This window comes from Allobosea sp. Tri-44, from assembly GCF_004123845.1.
Classification (GTDB): Bacteria; Pseudomonadota; Alphaproteobacteria; order Rhizobiales; family Beijerinckiaceae; genus Allobosea.
Genome location: NZ_NBDP01000053.1, coordinates 145,868 through 162,589 on the forward strand (window position 1 = coordinate 145,868; position 16,722 = coordinate 162,589).

The 16,722-nt window shown below is 66.6% G+C and carries 17 protein-coding genes; 11 read left to right on the forward strand and 6 right to left on the reverse strand.

Annotation, left to right across the window (positions count from 1 at the left end):
- Window positions 1–13: 13 nt before the first annotated feature.
- On the forward strand, window positions 14–316 hold the full coding sequence (locus B6S44_RS25755; protein ID WP_129159722.1) for a hypothetical protein: 303 nt from the start codon (window positions 14–16) through the stop codon (window positions 314–316).
- A gap of 30 nt (window positions 317–346) precedes the next feature.
- Here B6S44_RS25755 and B6S44_RS29970 read toward each other — a convergent pair whose 3' ends face one another.
- Together B6S44_RS29970 and B6S44_RS25765 are read right to left on the reverse strand one after the other, a co-directional pair.
- A complete protein-coding gene (locus B6S44_RS29970; protein WP_129159723.1) occupies window positions 347–1,150 on the reverse strand; it encodes a transglutaminase-like domain-containing protein in 804 nt (267 codons plus the stop codon).
- A 107-nt stretch (window positions 1,151–1,257) separates the two neighbouring features.
- Window positions 1,258–2,010, reverse strand: a complete 753-nt coding sequence (locus B6S44_RS25765; protein WP_129159724.1) for an enoyl-CoA hydratase-related protein — start codon at window positions 2,008–2,010, stop codon at window positions 1,258–1,260.
- Window positions 2,011–2,185: 175 nt separating this feature from the next.
- Between B6S44_RS25765 and B6S44_RS25770 the strand changes: the two genes are divergently transcribed.
- Both B6S44_RS25770 and B6S44_RS25775 read left to right on the forward strand, forming a co-directional pair.
- Window positions 2,186–4,267: a 3-hydroxyacyl-CoA dehydrogenase NAD-binding domain-containing protein gene (locus B6S44_RS25770; protein ID WP_129159725.1), complete on the forward strand. Its 2,082-nt coding sequence runs from the start codon at window positions 2,186–2,188 to the stop codon at window positions 4,265–4,267.
- Between the two features lie 71 nt (window positions 4,268–4,338).
- Complete coding sequence (locus tag B6S44_RS25775; RefSeq protein WP_129159726.1) at window positions 4,339–5,523, forward strand: acetyl-CoA C-acyltransferase; 1,185 nt, start codon at window positions 4,339–4,341, stop codon at window positions 5,521–5,523.
- Between the two features lie 109 nt (window positions 5,524–5,632).
- On the opposite strand, the gene B6S44_RS25780 is transcribed toward B6S44_RS25775, so the two are convergent.
- Window positions 5,633–6,109, reverse strand: a complete 477-nt coding sequence (locus B6S44_RS25780; RefSeq protein WP_129159727.1) for an Lrp/AsnC family transcriptional regulator — start codon at window positions 6,107–6,109, stop codon at window positions 5,633–5,635.
- Between the two features lie 188 nt (window positions 6,110–6,297).
- On the opposite strand from B6S44_RS25780, the gene B6S44_RS25785 reads away from it, so the two are divergent.
- Window positions 6,298–6,819 (forward strand): cysteine dioxygenase, encoded by a 522-nt coding sequence (locus B6S44_RS25785; RefSeq protein ID WP_129159728.1) that lies wholly within the window; start codon window positions 6,298–6,300, stop codon window positions 6,817–6,819.
- A 145-nt stretch (window positions 6,820–6,964) separates the two neighbouring features.
- Window positions 6,965–7,825, forward strand: a complete 861-nt coding sequence (locus tag B6S44_RS25790) for a calcium-binding protein (RefSeq protein WP_129159729.1) — start codon at window positions 6,965–6,967, stop codon at window positions 7,823–7,825.
- A 16-nt stretch (window positions 7,826–7,841) separates the two neighbouring features.
- Here the strand turns inward: B6S44_RS25790 and B6S44_RS25795 are convergent, their stop codons facing one another.
- Window positions 7,842–8,522 carry a nitroreductase gene (locus B6S44_RS25795; RefSeq protein WP_129159730.1) on the reverse strand — a complete coding sequence of 227 codons (681 nt, stop codon included), beginning with the start codon at window positions 8,520–8,522 and terminating at the stop codon, window positions 7,842–7,844.
- Window positions 8,519–10,234 (reverse strand): lysine--tRNA ligase, encoded by a 1,716-nt coding sequence (locus tag B6S44_RS25800; protein WP_129159731.1) that lies wholly within the window; start codon window positions 10,232–10,234, stop codon window positions 8,519–8,521. The genes B6S44_RS25795 and B6S44_RS25800 overlap by 4 nt, the downstream gene beginning before the upstream one ends.
- A gap of 186 nt (window positions 10,235–10,420) precedes the next feature.
- Between B6S44_RS25800 and B6S44_RS25805 the strand changes: the two genes are divergently transcribed.
- The 6 genes from B6S44_RS25805 to B6S44_RS25830 all read left to right on the forward strand — a co-directional run bounded on the left by B6S44_RS25805 (window position 10,421) and on the right by B6S44_RS25830 (window position 15,775).
- Window positions 10,421–10,804 carry a hypothetical protein gene (locus B6S44_RS25805; RefSeq protein ID WP_129159732.1) on the forward strand — a complete coding sequence of 128 codons (384 nt, stop codon included), beginning with the start codon at window positions 10,421–10,423 and terminating at the stop codon, window positions 10,802–10,804.
- A 133-nt stretch (window positions 10,805–10,937) separates the two neighbouring features.
- The gene (locus tag B6S44_RS25810; RefSeq protein ID WP_129159733.1) at window positions 10,938–12,017 is read left to right on the forward strand and encodes an ABC transporter substrate-binding protein; all 1,080 of its coding nucleotides are present in this window, start codon (window positions 10,938–10,940) and stop codon (window positions 12,015–12,017) included.
- Between the two features lie 80 nt (window positions 12,018–12,097).
- The gene (locus B6S44_RS25815; protein WP_129159734.1) at window positions 12,098–12,910 is read left to right on the forward strand and encodes an ABC transporter ATP-binding protein; all 813 of its coding nucleotides are present in this window, start codon (window positions 12,098–12,100) and stop codon (window positions 12,908–12,910) included.
- A gap of 25 nt (window positions 12,911–12,935) precedes the next feature.
- Window positions 12,936–13,712: an ABC transporter permease gene (locus tag B6S44_RS25820; RefSeq protein WP_129159735.1), complete on the forward strand. Its 777-nt coding sequence runs from the start codon at window positions 12,936–12,938 to the stop codon at window positions 13,710–13,712.
- 87 nt (window positions 13,713–13,799) lie between these two features.
- On the forward strand, window positions 13,800–15,179 hold the full coding sequence (locus tag B6S44_RS25825) for an aminotransferase-like domain-containing protein (RefSeq protein WP_129159736.1): 1,380 nt from the start codon (window positions 13,800–13,802) through the stop codon (window positions 15,177–15,179).
- Between the two features lie 152 nt (window positions 15,180–15,331).
- On the forward strand, window positions 15,332–15,775 hold the full coding sequence (locus B6S44_RS25830; RefSeq protein ID WP_164985965.1) for a DUF983 domain-containing protein: 444 nt from the start codon (window positions 15,332–15,334) through the stop codon (window positions 15,773–15,775).
- Here B6S44_RS25830 and B6S44_RS25835 read toward each other — a convergent pair.
- A complete protein-coding gene (locus B6S44_RS25835) occupies window positions 15,730–16,626 on the reverse strand; it encodes a transporter substrate-binding domain-containing protein (protein ID WP_248309763.1) in 897 nt (298 codons plus the stop codon). The two genes, B6S44_RS25830 and B6S44_RS25835, sit on opposite strands and share 46 nt — an antisense overlap.
- Between the last annotated feature and the right edge of the window lie 96 nt (window positions 16,627–16,722).

Below are 16,722 nucleotides of genomic sequence, written 5' to 3' on the forward strand. Positions count from 1 at the left end.
CGAGGAATCCGCCATGCCACCGATGTCGAAAGTGGCTGTCGTTGTTGCCGTGCTGATCCTCGCAGCCCCGGCAGTCGCAGCCGAGCGCATGACGATCGTCAGCCGGGAGGCTTTCGCCTGCACGAACTGGGCGGCGTGGCGCGAATATGGTCAGGCATCTCTTCGTGCCAGCGGGGCGCGGGCAAGCAAGGCCTGCCCGATTCGCCTCACCGCCAGGACGAGGGCCGTGGTGGTGGACGAGGATGCCGGCGCAGGCGCGACCGAGATCCGCTATCGCGGCAAGGCCTGGTTCGTCGACAATCAGCGGCTGAAATAGGCTGGCCGGGATCCGTCTGGCTTTGCGGAACTAAGCCGCCTCGGCCGGTTCTTCCTCCACTCGCGTGACCTCGACCCATTGGCTGAGGCATTGGCACAGGCTGCCGCTGGTCAGGAAGGCGATGTCGGCGGCGTCACGGCCGGCGGCGATGCGGACCATGCCCTCGATCGGCGCAAGCCTGGTCGGATCGACCAGCCACCAGCGACCGTCGAGGAAGACCTCGAAGACCGCGTGGAAATCCGGTGGGTTCAGCTCGGCGGCATAGACGCTGACGGCACGCGCCGGCAGGTTGAGGGCGCGGCAGAGCGCGATGCCGAGATGGCTGAAATCGCGGCAGACGCCGGCACGGTCGATGAAGGTCTGCTCGGCCGTGGTCTGGGCGTTGCTGACGCCGTGGACGTAGTCGACATGCTCCTGCAGCCAGTCGACCACGGCGAGCACCTTGGCGCCGCCGGCCTCGATGTCGCTGAATTCGCGCTGGGCGAAGCGCATCAGGCTGTCGGAGGGACAGAAGCGGCTCGGCAGCAGATAGGGCAGCACCTCGGCCGGCAATTCGGCCCAGGCATGCTGATGCGCGCCGGCTTGCAGGAAGGGGCGCGCGCCATTGTCGATCACGCCCTGATACTGGATCGAGACCTGGCCGGAGAGCACCGCGCGAAAACGGCGCACGCCCGTGGCGGGATCCTCGTCGCGGATCAGCTCGGCCGGCTGATCGATCAGCAGCCGGTCGGAGAGGATGGTCTGGTCCGAGGACCGCGCCGGTTCGATCGCGACGATCACCGGCGTTTCATGGTCGAAGCGATAGACGAGAGTAGCGACGACCTTCAGCTGCACAACCTGCTCCTTGCACGACCGCGCCGGGCGGCGCGTGCGTCAACCTGACGGGGAGCAGGATGTTCCGCTGTTTCCGCGACAGCCGTGCGAAGGCGTCGCGAGTGTCGTCAGCGCTTGGTCAGGAACGCCATGAAGGCGGCTTGCGCCTCGGCCGATTGCAGCCGCTCGCCGAAATGGCGCGCTTCGGTCGCGATCGTCTCGGCCACGGCGGCGGCGCTGCCACGCTTGAGCAGCGCCTTGGTCAGCGCGACCGATTGCGGCGGCAGCGCCGCCAGCGCCTTGGCCTTATCGATCGCAGCTGCGAGCGCGCCGCCCTCCTCGGCGATGCCGTTGATCAGCCCGGCCTCCTGCGCCAGCTCGGGGCCGAAGGCCTCGCCCAGCATCAGCAGTTCTGCGGCGCGCTTGCTGCCGGCAATGAGCGGCAGGAGATAGCTCGACCCGCCTTCCGGGCAGAGGCCGAGGCTGACGAAGGGCATGCGGAAGCTGGCTCCCCGTCCGGCGAAGGCGAGATCGCAATGCAGCAGCATGGTGGTGCCGATGCCGACGGCGAAACCTTCCGCTGCAGCGATGATCGGCTTCTTGGCCGTCGAGATCGCGGTCAGGAAATCGATGGCGATCTCGGCGCCGACACCGGTCGCGGCCGCCACGGCGAAATCCTTGATGTCGTTGCCGCTGGTGAAGCAGCCGCCCGCGCCGGTGAGCACGACCGCACGCACCGCGGCGTCGGCGTCGGCCGCGGCGAGCGCATCGATCAGCCCCTGATAGGTGACGCGGTCGAGCGCGTTGCGCCGGTCGGGCCGGTTCATGGTGATCTGCCTGACGCCCTCGGCCGGGGTCTCGCTCAGAACGGTCTCGGTCATGCAAACCTTCTCATTGTCCTTACCGCCGGAAGCGGGCGGCAGACGATGGGCGAGCCGCTTGCGCCGGTCAAGGAAGCCCTTAGGCTCTGAGCGTTGCGGGGTCTCCGTCATTATTTTAAGCTTCAACTAATTGGGTGGCGCGATCGCGTCGCTGGCAGGACAGGGTGGAGATCGCATGCCTACCGTCACATTGACCCGCCAGGGCGAGATCGCCATCGCGACACTCGACAACCCGCCGGTGAATGCGCTTTCGGCCGCGCTCCGGGCCGATCTCAATGATGCGCTGGCGCAGGCGATGGCCGATTCCGCCGTGAGGGCGCTGGTCATCGCCGCAAAGGGCCGCGCCTTCATCGCCGGTGCCGATATCAGCGAGTTCGGCAAGCCGCAGGCCCCACCGATCCTGCCGGATCTGCTTGCCGCGATCGAGAATGCGGGCAAGCCGGTCGTCGCCGCGATCGAGGGTGTCGCTCTCGGCGGCGGGCTCGAGGTCGCGCTCGCCTGCCATGGCCGCGTCGCCAGCCCCGCCGCGAAGCTCGGCCTGCCGGAGATCAAGCTCGGCCTGATTCCGGGCGCCGGCGGCACGCAGCGCCTGCCGCGCCTGATCGGGGCGGCCGCCGCCTTCCCGATGATGCTCTCGGGCGAGCCGATTCCGGCGCAGAAGGCGCAGGCGCTGGGGTTGGTCGACAAGCTAGTCGAGAGCGACGCCGTTGGTGCGGCCGTCGTGCTGGCGCAGGAGCTGGCCGCCAAGGGAGCGCCCACAAGGACTGGGGAGCGTACCGACAAGCTGACGGCAGCCGGGCGCGAGGCCTTTGAGGCCCTGGCCAAGGATGCGCTGGCGAAGGCCGGCGAGATGCCGAACGTCGCGGCCCTGATCGAGGCCGTGCGCGGCGCACTGACGCTGCCGCTGACGGAGGGGCTCGCGACCGAACGGGCGCTGTTCGTGAAGCTCCTCGCCGACGAGCGCTCCAAGGCGCTGCGCTATGTCTTCTTCGCCGAGCGCGAGGCGGCGAAGGTGCCCGGCATCGACGAGAGCGTGAAGCCGCGCCCGATCGCACGCGCAGCGGTGATCGGCGCCGGCACCATGGGCGGCGGCATCGCCATGTGCTTCGCCAATGCCGGCATCCCGGTGACCCTGATCGAGACCACGCAGGAGCAGATCGACAAGGGCCATGCCCGCGTGCGCGACACCTATGGCTTCTCGGTCAAGCGCGGCTCGATGACCGAGGCGGTGCGCGAGCAGCGCATGGCGCTGATCACGCCGGCGGTCGGGCTTTCCGCAGCTGCAGAGGCCGATATCGTGGTCGAGGCCGCTTTCGAGGAGATGGGCGTCAAGCGCGAGATTTTTGGCGCGCTGGACACCATCGCCAAGCCCGGCGCGATCCTCGCCAGCAACACCTCCTATCTCGATCTCGCCGAGATCGCCGCGATCACCAGCCGGCCGGGCGAGGTGCTCGGCATGCACTTCTTCAGCCCGGCCAATGTGATGAAGCTGCTCGAAATCGTTCGCCCTGCCGGCGTCGCTGGTGATGTCGTGGCGACCGCGATCGCGCTCGGCCGCAAGCTCGGCAAGGTGCCAGTCGTGGTCGGCAACTGCTTCGGCTTTGTCGGCAACCGCATGCTGGAGGCGCGCACCCGCGCTGCCGAGCGCCTGCTCGTCGCCGGCGCCCTGCCGCACGAGGTCGATGCGGCGCTGACCGGCTTCGGCTTCAAGATGGGCCCCTTCGCCATGTCCGATCTCGCCGGCAACGACATCAGCTGGCGCAGCCGCAAGGCGCGCGGCAAGAGCGCGGCGGTCGCCGATGCGATCTGCGAGCGCGGCTGGTTCGGCCAGAAGACCGGGCGCGGCTATTACCGCTATCCCGAGGGCGCCCGCAGCGGCGAGCGCGACCCCGAGGTCGAGGCGCTGATCGCCGAGATTTCGGCGAGCAAGGGCGTGACACGGCGCAGCTTCACAGCTGAGGAGATTCTGTCGCGGCTGCTCGATCCGATGGTCAATGAGGGCGCGCGCATCCTCGAAGAGGGTATCGCGACGCGCGCCGGCGACATCGATACGGTCTGGCTCAACGGCTACAACTGGCCGGCCTGGCGCGGCGGGCCGATGCATTGGGCCGAGAGCGTCGGGCTCGATGTAATCGCCAGGCGGCTGGAGCAGCAGGCAGCGGAGAGCGGCGATGCCTCGCTCGAACCCGCGCCGCTGTTGCGCAAGCTCGCCGCCGAGGGCAAAGGCTTCTCCAGCGTGAAGGCTGCGGCCGCCTGAGGGCGACCCGACACGATGCAACAGTTCGAATGGCGGCCGCGGCCGCAATGCCAGACAGGATGTGAAGCGCCATGACCGAAGCCGTGATCGTCTCGACTGCCCGCACCCCGATCGGCAAGGCCCATCGCGGCGCCTTCAACCAGGTCCGCGGCGCCGACATGGCCGCCCATGCGATCAGGCACGCCATGGCCCGGGCGAAGCTCGAGCCGGAAGGCGTCGAGGAAGTGGTGCTGGGCTGCGGCTATCCGGAAGCGGCGACCGGCGGCAATGTCGCCCGCCATGGTGCGCTCGTCGCCGGCATCCCGGTGCAATCGGCCGGCGTCACCGTCAGCCGCTTCTGCGCCTCGGGGCTGGAGGCGATCGCGCATGCGGCGCGGCGGGTCGTGATGGATGGCATGCCGGTCGCGATCGGCGGCGGGGTCGAGTCGATCTCGCTGGTCGGGCCGGTGGTGCGGCGTGACCTGACCGAGAACGAATGGCTGAAGGCCAACAAGCCGACGATCTATACGTCGATGATCGAGACCGCCGACATCGTCGCTGAGCGCTATGGCATCTCGCGTCAGGCGCAGGATGAATTCTCGGTCGAGAGCCAGCGTCGCACGGCTGCCGCCCAGCAGCGCCAGCTGTTCGATGACGAGATCGTGCCGATGAGCGCGGTGATGGCCGTCACCGACAAGGCGACCGGCGAGGTCCGGCAGGAGCAGGTGACGCTCTCCAAGGACGAGGGCAACCGCCCCGAGACGACGCTGGAGGGTCTGCTCAAGCTCAAGCCCGTGCGCGGCGAGGACAAGTTTGTCACGGCCGGCAATGCCAGCCAGCTCTCGGACGGCGCCTCGGCCAGCGTGGTGATGTCGGCCGAGGAGGCCAGGCGCCGCGGCCTCACGCCGCTCGGCATCTTCCGCGGCTTCGCCTCGGCCGGCTGCGAGCCCGACGAGATGGGCATCGGCCCGGTCTTCGCCGTGCCGCGTCTGCTCGAGCGCAATGGGCTCAAGGTCTCCGACATCGATCTGTGGGAGCTGAACGAAGCCTTCGCCTCGCAGTCGCTCTATTGCCGCGACACGCTCGGCATTGATCCCGACAAGGTCAACGTCAATGGCGGGGCGATCGCGATCGGCCACCCCTTCGGCATGAGCGGGGCACGGCTCGTCGGCCATGCGCTGCTGGAAGGCCGCCGCCGCAAGGCGCGCTATGCGGTCGTCACCATGTGCGTCGCCGGCGGCATGGGCTGTGCCGGTCTGTTCGAGATCAACAGGTAAGCCTTCCCGTCATGGTCGGGCTTGTCCCGACCATCCACGTCTTCGGTTGGGCAATGCGGTGTCCAAGGCGTGGATGCTCGCCACAAGGGCGAGCATGACGGCGAGATGATCAGCTCTCGGCTGCAAAGCCGAGCGGGATCGCGGTGGTCGACTTCAGCTCCTCCATGGCGAACATGGAGGTGACGTCGCTGAGCTCGATGCGGGCGATCAGCTTCTTGTAGAGCGCGTCATAGGCGGCGATATCCGAGACATAGGCCTTGAGCAGATAGTCGATGTCGCCGCTCATCCGGTAGAAGTCGACGATCTCGGGCAAATCGTGCACGGCGGCGTGGAAGCGCTCCAGCCATTCCATGGTATGGCGCGCCGTCTTCACCGCGATGAAGACAGTGACGCCAGCTTTCAACTTGTCACGGTCGAGCAGGGCGACCCGCCGCCTGATATGGCCTTCCGCCTCGAGCTTCTGGATGCGCCGCCAGCATGGCGTTGACGACAATCCGACAGCCTCGGCGATCTCGGCCAATGGCTTGCTCGCATCGTCTTGCAGCAGCGCGAGGATGCGCAGATCGAAGGCGTCGAGCTTGACCACAGGCTATGGAGCCTCTCGGAACAGAATACCGCTCGCTATGCGCGAGTAGAAATTCCTTTCTCATATCTTGATCGAGATTGGTATCAGTTTCTAAGTTTGTCCTGCTTGGAGCGGGGGATCGCAAACCATTCCCACTGTGTCCGGCCTATCATTCTCTCGTCATTGGACGTGACCGGAGATGAGGGACAATGCAGGGCTTTCTGGGCGAGGAGCGGCGCGGGGCGGTCCTGAATGCGCTGCGGACCCATGAGGGGACCTGCTCGCGCGATTATCTTGCTGCGGCCCGCGCTGTCCTCAACGAACTCGTCGCCATCCCCGAGCTGATCCAGCGCCTGCCGCTGCTGCGCAAGCCCGGCGGCTATACCCGCAACCTGCTCGCCGGCAATGAGGCGGTCAGCGTCTGGGCGATCGTCTGGGGCGAGGGCGCAACCACCTGCATCCACGACCATCACTGCTCGTGCTGCTTCGGCGTCGTCTCGGGCACGGTCACGGAGACCTGGTATCACGCCATCGGTGCGAACCGCGCCGTGCCGACCGAGGAGCAGGAGCGCCAGGCTGCTTACGTGGCCTGCATGGTGCCATCAGGTCCGAACATCCACCGCATGCAGAATCGCGGCACGGGGGATGCGATCTCGATCCACATCTACGGCTACGACCATCACCTCCACGATTCCTCGGTTGAGACCGAGTACACCGCCGTCGCGGGCTGACGCACGCGACAACTCGACTGGGCGGTGAGGGTGCCGGCAACACTGCGCCTCCGCCATCAAGATGTCGCAACCCTCGCCAATTCTGTCGGCGGGGAGATCATTGACGATCAAAACGGGTGGGCTAGCTGTCAAGGAGACTTGAGGCATGAGCCTGAACGTTCGACCAAACCGTTGGGAAGGCACCGAAGGCGACGATTCCTGGGTGGCCGACGACATCACGAAAAGTTGGGCCGCTTACGGCAATGGCGGCGATGACCATCTGACGGGTGGCTCGCTCGGCGACACATTGTCCGGTGGTGACGGCTTCGACGTCATTCATGGCGGCGGTGGCAATGATCGCCTTTACGGAGGCGAAGGCCAGGACCAGCTCTACGGCGGCGACGGTAACGACCTCATCGACGGCGGCGGGCAATACGACCTGATCTATGGCGGCAATGGCAATGATGTCGTGCTCGGCGGCGGCATCGCCTATGGCGAGGGCGGCAACGATACGCTCTACGGCAGCGACGAACGCGACATCCTCGTTGGCGGAGACGGCAACGATACGCTTCAGGGCGGCAATGGCGCCGACTACCTCATAGGCGGCAACGGCTCTGACACGATCCATAGCGGCGGCGACAATTCCGGCAATTTTTTCTACACGGACGAGCTGCAGGGCGATGGCGGCAAGGATTTCCTCTATGGCGATCTGGGCCGTGATGTCTTCTTCTACTGGAACGCCAGCGACAGTGCTCCAGGACCAGCCGGGCGCGACATCATCTACAACTTCACGCAGGGCGCAGACGACATCCAGCTGGCCATGGACGCCGATGCCAACACGGCCGAGCAGGAAGATTTCGTCTTCATCGGCACGGATGGGTTCAGCGGCGAGGCCGGTCAGCTGCGCTACGAGGTCTCGAACGGCAGCACCTTCGTCACCGGCGACGTGAACGGCGACAGCCTGGCCGATTTCGAGATCGAGCTTGTGGGCGAGATCAACCTCTCGGCCTCGGACTTCATGTACTGAGCCCAACAGGCTCGGGCTAATCCAGCCAGCTGGTGAAGCCCTCGACCGGCTCGCGCTCCGGCACGAGCCGGTTGGCTGGCGCATCCGGATCGGCCTTGCCGAGCGCGATGCCGCAGACCACGACCTCGTTCTCCGGGATGGCGAGTTCGCGCCTGACGACCCCGTGGAAGCTGGCAAAGATCGCCTGCGGGCAGGAATCGAGGCCATGGCCCTGCGCCGCGACCAGCATGGTCTGGACGAAGGCACCGAGATCGAGCCAGGAGCCGATCTCGAGATCGCGGTCGACCGTCAGCATCAGTGCGACCGGTGCGCCGAAGAAGCGCAAATTCGCCTCGGTCTGGCGGCGCATGCCGGCATGGTCGCCCTTGGCGACGCCGAGCAGGCCGTAGAGATCCCAGCCGACCTTGCGGCGGCGCGAGAGATAGGGCTCGCGGAAGGTCACAGGGTAGTAGCGATATTCCTCCTCGCGCGGGGAGGGATCGTCGAGCGCCGCGACCAGCGCCTTCTCCAGCTTGGCGCGCGATCGCGGGCCGAGCACGCGCAGACGCCAGGGCTGCATATTGGTGCCGCTCGGCGCCTGCGCCGCCAGTTCGATGAGGCGGCGCACCAGTGCGGGCTCGACCGGATCGGGCAGGAAGGCGCGCACGGCGCGGCGGCCGGTGATGGCCTTTTCGACCGCCTCCGCCGCCATGGTCATGCGTCGACTGGCTGGCGCGCCGCCAGGAAGGCCTCGTGCTCGCGGATCAGCCCGCCGTCGAGTGCCTTGGCGATCAGCCTGCGGGTGTTGTCGATCCCGTAGATTGCCGCGAAGGAGCCGAAGCGCGGGCCCTGATCCTCGCCGAACATCACCTGATAGATCGCCTTCCACCAGTCGCCCGAGACGCCCGGCCGCTCAGGCGTCGCATTCTTGGCGGTGAGATTCTGGTAGCGCGGGATGGCGCGGGCGACATCGAGCGCTGCGTCCTGAACCTCTTCGGCGCTCGTATTCGCTGGCAGCGCGGCGAGCGCGGCGTCGAGCGCGATGAAGGCTGCACGCTCGGTCTCGTCGGCTGGACGATAATGCTTTGCCGGCTTCACGAAGTCGCGGAAATAGGCGAGCGCGTAGCCGACGAGAGCGTCGAGCCGCGGATGGGTTGCGGGCGAGATGCCGGGCGCATAGCGCTGCAGGAAGCCCCAGAGCACGGCCTTGTCCTCGGAGTTCGCGACGGCGACGAGGTTCATCAGCAGCGAGAACGAGATCTGCGTGCGCACCGCATTGTCGCCGGCGCCGGTGGCGATCACCTCCGGCTGCGGCGGGGCGCCGGCGTGGATGTGCCAGACCGGGTTGCCGAGGCGGTTCTTCCAGTCCTGCCGGTCATAACCGCCGAGGAACTGCAGGTAGTCGTCGACCGCGCGCGGGATCACGTCGAAATGCAGCTTCTTGGCCTCGCGCGGACGCGAGTACATGAACAGCGCCAGCGATTCCGGCGGGCCATAGCTCAGCCAGTCCTCGATGGTGAGGCCGTTGCCCTTCGACTTCGAGATCTTCTGGCCCTGCTCGTCGAGGAAGAGCTCGTAGTTGAAGCCTTCCGGCGGCGTGCCGTCGATGGCGCGGGCGATTTGCGAGGAGACCTTGACCGAGTCGATCAGGTCCTTGCCGGCCATCTCGTAATCGACGCCGAGCGCGACCCAACGCATCGCCCAGTCCGGCTTCCATTGCAGCTTGGCATGGCCGCCGGTGACCGGCGTGGTGAAACGCTCGCCGCTCGCCGGATCGGTCCAGGTGATGGTGCCGGCCTCGACATCGCGCGCCTCGATCGGCACCTGCATGACGATCCTTGTCTTGGGGTGGATCGGCAGGAAGGGCGAATAGGTCGCGGCGCGCTCCTCGCGCAGGGTCGCCAGCATGATCGACATGACCTTGTCGAAGCGGGCCAGCACCTTGAGCAGGGTCGCGTCGAACTCGCCGGCGCGATAGGCGTCGGTCGAGGACTTGAACTCGTAGTCGAAGCCGAACTGGTCGAGGAAGGCGCAAAGCCGGGCATTGTTGTGACGTCCGAACGAGTCATGCGTACCGAACGGGTCCGGCACCTCGGTCAGCGGCTTGCCAAGATGCTGCGTCAGCAGAGCCTTGTTCGGGACGTTGTCCGGCACCTTGCGCAGCCCGTCGAGATCGTCCGAGAAGGCGATCAGCCGGGTCGGGATGGCGCCGTCGGTCAGCACCTGAAAGGCATGGCGCACCATCGAGGTGCGCGCGACCTCGCCGAACGTGCCGATATGCGGCAGGCCGGACGGGCCATAGCCGGTCTCGAACACAGCCTCGCGCTTGCCCGATTTCTGCAGCCGCGCGACGAGCTTCTTGGCTTCCTCGAACGGCCAGGCGGCCGAGACGCGGGCGGCTTCGATCAGCGCGGGGTCGAAAGCGGGCATTTTGGCTTCAGGTCTCGCTGGATAGGGCAGGGAAGCGGGCGGTTTCGCAGATATGCAGGGGCGGCGTCAATGAGGCCGGCGGTCTGGCGCCCTCGCGTGGGCTCATGTTCTGTGCCTGGCAGCTTACGATCATCCGGGATCGGTCTATGCTCGACGCTGGGACGGGGCAGCTCGCGAGGGTTTGCCATGTCGGAGGTCATCGTCAAAATCGACCGCCTGAGCGTGTTTCACGGCGTGAACGGCAAACACGCCGGAACCTTGGAAGTGAACGAAACGGTCGAGCCCAACAAGGCTCTGGCCTACACCTGGAACTGGAAGGGCGGACCGGTCGGGCCGAAGAACGGCGTTTGCCATTGGGACAAGGACAATCCGGCGCTTCTGCTCGAGGAGACGCTGTCGCGTGACCTGCTCTTCCTCGGCAATGACGCATGGATCGGCAGGCCGAGGCCGCCATTTCGTCCATGGTTCAAATTGCAGGACAAGCTCGATCTGGTCGACTACGCCTTCATGACCCGGCCAAACCGGCCCCATGTCTTCAAGCTGAAGATCATCAGCGCGAGCCCGCCTTGAGCAGGAAGGCGGCGCCCTGCCCGCGGCAGGAATGAGCGCGCCCAAAAAAGCGGCAGACAACCCCGGCCTCTCGATTGACTCCGAACCGGGCCCCGCTAGCGTCGTCGTACAACATAAGCAGGGGTCGGCTTCGATGGTTCGTGATGTGAAGTGGGCGCAGTCCGGCTCGCAGCCGGCCGGCGAAGGTCTGGCGTGGGCATTCACCCGCCGTATCGCACTGGCGGGTGCCGCGGCTTTGGCTCTGGGAGCGATGTCTCCGGCGCAGGCGCAGACCGCGGTCAAGTTCACGCTCGACTGGGTGTTCCAGGGGCCGACCTCGCCCTTCCTGGTGGCTCTGGAGAAGGGCTACTACAAGGCCGAAGGGCTCGACGTGACCATGGATCCCGGCCAGGGCTCGGCCGGTGCGGTCCAGCGCGTCGCCACCGGCGCCTACGATATCGGTTTCGCCGATGTGAACTCGCTGATCGAGTACAACGCCAAGAATGCCGGCAAGGAGATCCTCTGCGTCTTCATGGCCTATGATTTTCCGCCCTTCGGCGTGCACACGCTGAAAAAGACCGGGATCACCAAGCCGGCCGATCTCGCCGGCAAGAAGCTCGGCGCGCCGGTGTTCGACGCCTCGTTCCGGCTCTTCCCCGCCTTCGCCAAGAAGGTCGGCGTCGACGCCAAGACCGTCAACCATGTCAACCTGACGCCGCAACTGCGCGAGCAGTCGATGGTGCAGGGCACGGTCGACTTCATCAGCGGCCACTATTTCTCGTCGGTGCTCGATCTCAAGGCGCGTGGCGTGAAGCAGGAGGACATCGTCTCCTTCAACTACTCCGACTACAAGATGGACGTGTACGGCAACGGCATCATCATCTCGCCGGCCTTCGGGGATAAGCCTGAGGTGGTCAAAGGCTTCCTGCGCGCCACCGCGAAGGCCTGGAAGGAGGTCGCCGCCAATCCGGCCGTCGGCCTCGCTGCGGTGAAGAAACGCGACCCGCTGATCGACGAGAAGCTCGAGGCCGAGCGTCTCGACCTGTCGCTGAAGATGAACGTGCTGACGCCCTTCGTGAAGGACAACGGCATGGGCGATGTCGATCCGGCGCGCTTTGCCCGCTCGGTCGTCGACGTCGCCGACGCCTTCGGCCTGCCTGCCGCGCCGGCGCCCGACAAGGTGTTCACCAACAAGTTCCTGCCGCCCAAGGCGGAGCGCATGGTCGCGCCGTGATGTCCAGCCGCGATGGCCGGCCCTGAGCCGGCCATCTCCTGGAGTTTTCTCGTCCTGAGCTTCTCGGGACAAGCCCGAGAATGACGCTCTTTATGCCGCCTTCCCCCGACACACCTCTCGTTGAGTTGCGCAAGGTCAGCCTCGCCTATGGCAGCGGCCCTTCGCGCATGCTGGCGCTGGAGGATGCGACGCTCGACATCGCCAAGGGCGAGTTCATTGCCGTGGTCGGTCCCTCCGGCTGCGGCAAGTCCACGCTGATGAAGCTGGTCACCGGGCTGTTGCCACCAACCAGTGGCGAGATTCGTGTCCATGGCCAGCCGGTCAAGGGCCCGATCCGTGGGGTCGGCATGGCCTTCCAGGCGCCGACGCTGATGCCCTGGCGCACGACGCGCGACAATATCCTGCTGCCGCTCGAAGTGGTCGAGCCGCACAAGCGCCGCTTCCGCAGGAACAAGGCGGAATACATCGAGCGCGTCGAGAAATTGCTCGCCTCGGTCGGCCTCGGTGGTTTCGGCGACAAATTTCCCTGGCAGCTTTCGGGCGGCATGCAGCAGCGCTCGAGCCTGTGCCGGGCGCTGGTGCACGAGCCCGAGATCCTGATGCTCGACGAGCCTTTCGGCGCGCTCGACGCCTTCACCCGCGAGGAACTCTGGGGCGTGATGCAGGCGCTCTGGCTGGAGCGGCGCTTCACCGCTGTGCTGGTGACGCATGATCTGCGCGAGGCGGTGTATCTCGCCGACACCGTCTATGTGATGAGCCGCCGGCCGGGAAGGATCGTCAAGGTCAGCAAGATCGAGTTGCCCCGCCCGCGGACGCTGGAGACCACCTTCACCGCCGAGTTCGTCGACATCGTCCACGACCTGCGCGAGCGCATCCATATGGAGCATGCCTGATGCGGCTCCCGGCAGGACCAGGACAATGACTGAGACGCAGAGGCGGCTTCTGCTCGTCGCCATGCCCTGGCTCGCCATGGCGGGCCTGCTGATCGTCTGGGAGCTCGCCTGCATCATCTTCGACGTGCCGGAGATCCTGGCGCCCCGGCCGACGCGCATCTTCGAGGTGATGGTCCTGCGCTGGGACATCCTGCTGAAATACTGCCTGGAGACCTTGTGGACGACGGCGATCGGCTTCGTGCTGGCGATCGGCTTCGGCGTCCTGCTCGGCCTCGCCGTCGGCGCCTCGCCCTTCGTCTATTCCGGCCTTTACCCACTGTTGATCGCCTTCAATGCCGTGCCAAAGGTCGCGATCGTGCCGATCCTGATGATCTGGCTCGGTGTCGGCGCGCTGCCGGCGATCATCACCGCCTTCGTCATCTCGTTCTTCCCGATCGTGGTGAACGTCGCGACTGGCCTCGCCACGATCGAGCCGGAGATGCGCGACGTGATGCGCTCGCTCGGCGCGAGCCAATGGGAAATCCTGACCAAGGTCGGCGTGCCGCGGGCGATGCCCTATCTCTTCGCCAGCCTGAAAGTGGCGGTGACGCTCGCCTTCATCGGCTCGGTGATCTCCGAGACGGTCGGCGGCAATCGCGGCATCGGCTTCCTGATGCTCTCTGCCGGCGCCCGCAACGATTCCGCCACGACCTTCGCCGGCCTCTTCGCCATCGCGATCATGGGCGTGCTGATGTACGCCGCCTGCGCCCTGGTCGAGCGGCGGATGACGCGCTGGGCGTTCCGCGGTGAGATCGTGGGCTGAAGAGGCGTTTCGCCGCTAGTGACAGAGCGGTCGCGCAACAATATACAGTCAATCCATTCAGCGTTCGCTTCACTACGGATCGCATCGATGGATTGGCTCCCCGACCTGACCCAGAGCGACAAGCCGCGCTATCTCGCGATCGCGGACCGCATCGCCGCCGATATCGCGGCGGGGACGCTGGCGGTTGGGGAGCGGCTACCGCCACAGCGCAGGCTGGCCGAGGCGCTCGCCGTCGATTTCACCACCGTGGCGCGCGGCTATGTCGAGGCGCAGCGACGTGGCCTGGTCGAATCGCGGGTCGGGCAGGGGACCTTCGTCAAGGTTGCGTCGGCCAAGGTCGTGGCGCCGCGCGCGCCGTCGCCGGAGCTGGTCGACCTCTCGATGACCTTGCCGCCGGAGCCTGACGACCCGGCGCTGATCGCCCGACTGCAACAGGGCATGGTGGAGGTCAGCGAGCGGCTGGTCGGCCTCATGCGCTATCAGCCGCTCGGCGGCGCGCCTGCCGACAAGGCGGCGGCGGGGCTGTGGCTGAGCCGGCGCGGTCTGACACCAGCGCCCGAGCAGCTCTTCGTCGTACCGGGCGCGAATGCGGCGCTGCTGGCGATCCTGAGCAGCCTCGCCAAGCCGGGCGATGCGGTGCTGTGCGAGGCGCTGACCTATCCCGGCATCCGCTCGATCTGCGCGCAGCTCGGCCTGTCCCTGGCCGGCCTGGCGATGGATGGCGATGGCCTTGATCCCGAGGCTTTCGCCGAGGCCTGCGCGCGATTGAAGCCCAGGGCGCTCTACCTCAACCCGATCCTGCAGAATCCGACGACGATCACTATGCCGGAGCCGCGGCGCGAGGAGATCGCAGCGATCGCCCGCCGGCATGGCGTGGCGATCATCGAGGACGATGCCTATGGCTTCGTGCCGCTGGCGGCGCCCGCACCCTTCGCTGCGCTCGCCCCTGAATTGACCTGGCACATTGCCGGCCTGTCGAAATGCCTCGGGGCGGGCTTGCGCCTCGCTTATGTCGTGGTGCCGGATATCCGCTCGGGCTGGCCCTTTACCGCTGCGCTGCGCGCCAGCAACATCATGGCCTCGCCGCTGACTGCGGCGCTGGCGACGCGCTGGATCGAGGATGGCAGCGCCGATGCGCTGCTCGCCTTCATCAGGGCGGAGACGACGGCGCGGCAGCTTCTCGCGGCCGAGATCCTGCTGGCGGGCTTGGGGCGCGCCGATCCACTGAGCTTCAATCTCTGGTTGAAATTGCCGCCGCCCTGGACCCGTGCCGCCTTCGTCGGGCAGATGCAGGCGACCGGGATCGGCATCGTCGCCAGCGACGCCTTCGCCGCGAAGGGGCCGGCGCCGGAGGCCGCCCGCATCTGCCTGGGCGGGCCGATCGGCCGCAAGGGGCTCGGCGATGTGCTCGCTTTCATGGCGCATGCGTTGGAGCAGGCGCCGGAAGCGAGCGTTCGCGCGCTTTAGCCGGCTTGATCGCAGCGGGTCTGTGCCATGCGCATGACCTGCGACAGTGTTGCACGTCTGTAAATATTGACTGCAATCAATATCGGCGCTATGTAGCGGTCAATCTCCGGTGAATGCAGTCAATCATGTTGCATCGCCGTCAGGAGGACAACATGGCACATCAGCATTGGCCGGCTCTGTCTCCGCTCAAGACCGGCCTGCGTGGCCGCTGCCCGCGTTGCGGCGAGGGGCAGCTCTTCGACGGCTTCCTGACGCTGAAGCCGCGCTGCGAGGCTTGCGGGCTCGATTATTCCTTTGCCGATCCGGCGGATGGGCCGGCCTTCTTCGTGATGATGTTCGTCTGTGTGCCGGCGGTCGCCTTCCCACTCTGGCTGGAGCTGACCTATACCCCGCCGACCTGGGTGCATCTGGTCACGACGCTGCCGCTGGTGCTGCTGACCTGCATCCCGCCCTTGCGGCCGCTGAAAGGCTGGCTCGTCGCCTCGCAGTATTTCTACAAGGCCGAGGAAGGGCGCCTGGCCACGCCGAGCCATCCTCCCAAGGATGAGGCTCAGAACGGGCTCACCGGGAAGAACCGGATGAACAGCCTGGCATAGCTGCCATCGTCCCAGAGGCCCTGCAGTGCGTAGTCGATTGCGCGCTTCAGGGCGATATCGTCCTTGCGCAGCAGGAAGCCGATACCCTCGCCGAAATAGCGCGCTTCGAGATAAGGGCCGCCGGCGAAGGCGAATTCGCTGCCGCCGCGACCGGCGATGGTCAGGGCCAGCGAGACGCCATCACCGAAGACATATTCGGCGTCGCCGCTGCGCAGCAAAGCAAGGGCGGCTTGCAGGTCCGGCGCGGAACGACGCTGGACGAAAGGCGCAAGGCGCTCGAGGAAGGCCTCGTGCGACGTCCCGGAGACCACGGCGACGCGCTTGCCGCGCAGCGCGATCAATTCGAGCTCCGGCTGTGCATTGCCGCGCGTCGTCAGCAGCCGGGCGGGCGGGCGATGGTAGATCTGGCTCGCGGCGAAGCGGGTGCGCAACTCGGCCGTGACAGGAATCGCGGCAGCGAGCACGTCGCCGCGACCCTCGGCGAGAGAATCCAGCAAGGTGTCGAAGCGGCGGGCCTGAATGGTGCAGCTCAAGACCAGCTTTTCGCAGACCGCGCGTGCGAGCTCGACCGAGAAGCCGGTGATGCCACCTTCCGGCGTGGCGAAATGCATCGGTGGGAAATCGTCATCGGTGAGGAAGCGGATCACCCGGGGCGGGCCGAGATCGGGCCGCTCGACGCGCACATTCGGATCCCAGTAGTTCGGCACGACATAGGAGGACGGCGGCTGCGCCTGGGCCTTCGCTCCGCCTGAGGGCAGGAGCAGCAGGGCGGCGAGCGCGCTCGTGACCAGGGCGTTGGCGAGGCGGGCGATCATTGTCGGCATCTGGCGCCAGTGAATGGCGAGGATCAAGAGTTCTTCGACGCAATCATGCAAAGGGCGCGGGATCCCCTCTCCCGGAAGGAGAGGGGTAGGGGTGAGGTGTTCGGAGAGAAATCGTAAGCCTGA

What these genes read in the sequence shown, in the direction of transcription:
- B6S44_RS25755 (WP_129159722.1), top strand. Translation starts at nt 14, where the DNA reads ATGCCACCGATGTCGAAAGTGGCTGTCGTTGTTGCCGTGCTGATCCTC.
- B6S44_RS25765 (WP_129159724.1), bottom strand. Translation starts at nt 2,010, where the DNA reads ATGACCGAGACCGTTCTGAGCGAGACCCCGGCCGAGGGCGTCAGGCAG.
- B6S44_RS25770 (WP_129159725.1), top strand. Translation starts at nt 2,186, where the DNA reads ATGCCTACCGTCACATTGACCCGCCAGGGCGAGATCGCCATCGCGACA.
- B6S44_RS25775 (WP_129159726.1), top strand. Translation starts at nt 4,339, where the DNA reads ATGACCGAAGCCGTGATCGTCTCGACTGCCCGCACCCCGATCGGCAAG.
- B6S44_RS25785 (WP_129159728.1), top strand. Translation starts at nt 6,298, where the DNA reads ATGCAGGGCTTTCTGGGCGAGGAGCGGCGCGGGGCGGTCCTGAATGCG.
- B6S44_RS25790 (WP_129159729.1), top strand. Translation starts at nt 6,965, where the DNA reads ATGAGCCTGAACGTTCGACCAAACCGTTGGGAAGGCACCGAAGGCGAC.
- B6S44_RS25795 (WP_129159730.1), bottom strand. Translation starts at nt 8,522, where the DNA reads ATGACCATGGCGGCGGAGGCGGTCGAAAAGGCCATCACCGGCCGCCGC.
- B6S44_RS25800 (WP_129159731.1), bottom strand. Translation starts at nt 10,234, where the DNA reads ATGCCCGCTTTCGACCCCGCGCTGATCGAAGCCGCCCGCGTCTCGGCC.
- B6S44_RS25805 (WP_129159732.1), top strand. Translation starts at nt 10,421, where the DNA reads ATGTCGGAGGTCATCGTCAAAATCGACCGCCTGAGCGTGTTTCACGGC.
- B6S44_RS25810 (WP_129159733.1), top strand. Translation starts at nt 10,938, where the DNA reads ATGGTTCGTGATGTGAAGTGGGCGCAGTCCGGCTCGCAGCCGGCCGGC.
- B6S44_RS25815 (WP_129159734.1), top strand. Translation starts at nt 12,098, where the DNA reads ATGACGCTCTTTATGCCGCCTTCCCCCGACACACCTCTCGTTGAGTTG.
- B6S44_RS25820 (WP_129159735.1), top strand. Translation starts at nt 12,936, where the DNA reads ATGACTGAGACGCAGAGGCGGCTTCTGCTCGTCGCCATGCCCTGGCTC.
- B6S44_RS25825 (WP_129159736.1), top strand. Translation starts at nt 13,800, where the DNA reads ATGGATTGGCTCCCCGACCTGACCCAGAGCGACAAGCCGCGCTATCTC.
- B6S44_RS25830 (WP_164985965.1), top strand. Translation starts at nt 15,332, where the DNA reads ATGGCACATCAGCATTGGCCGGCTCTGTCTCCGCTCAAGACCGGCCTG.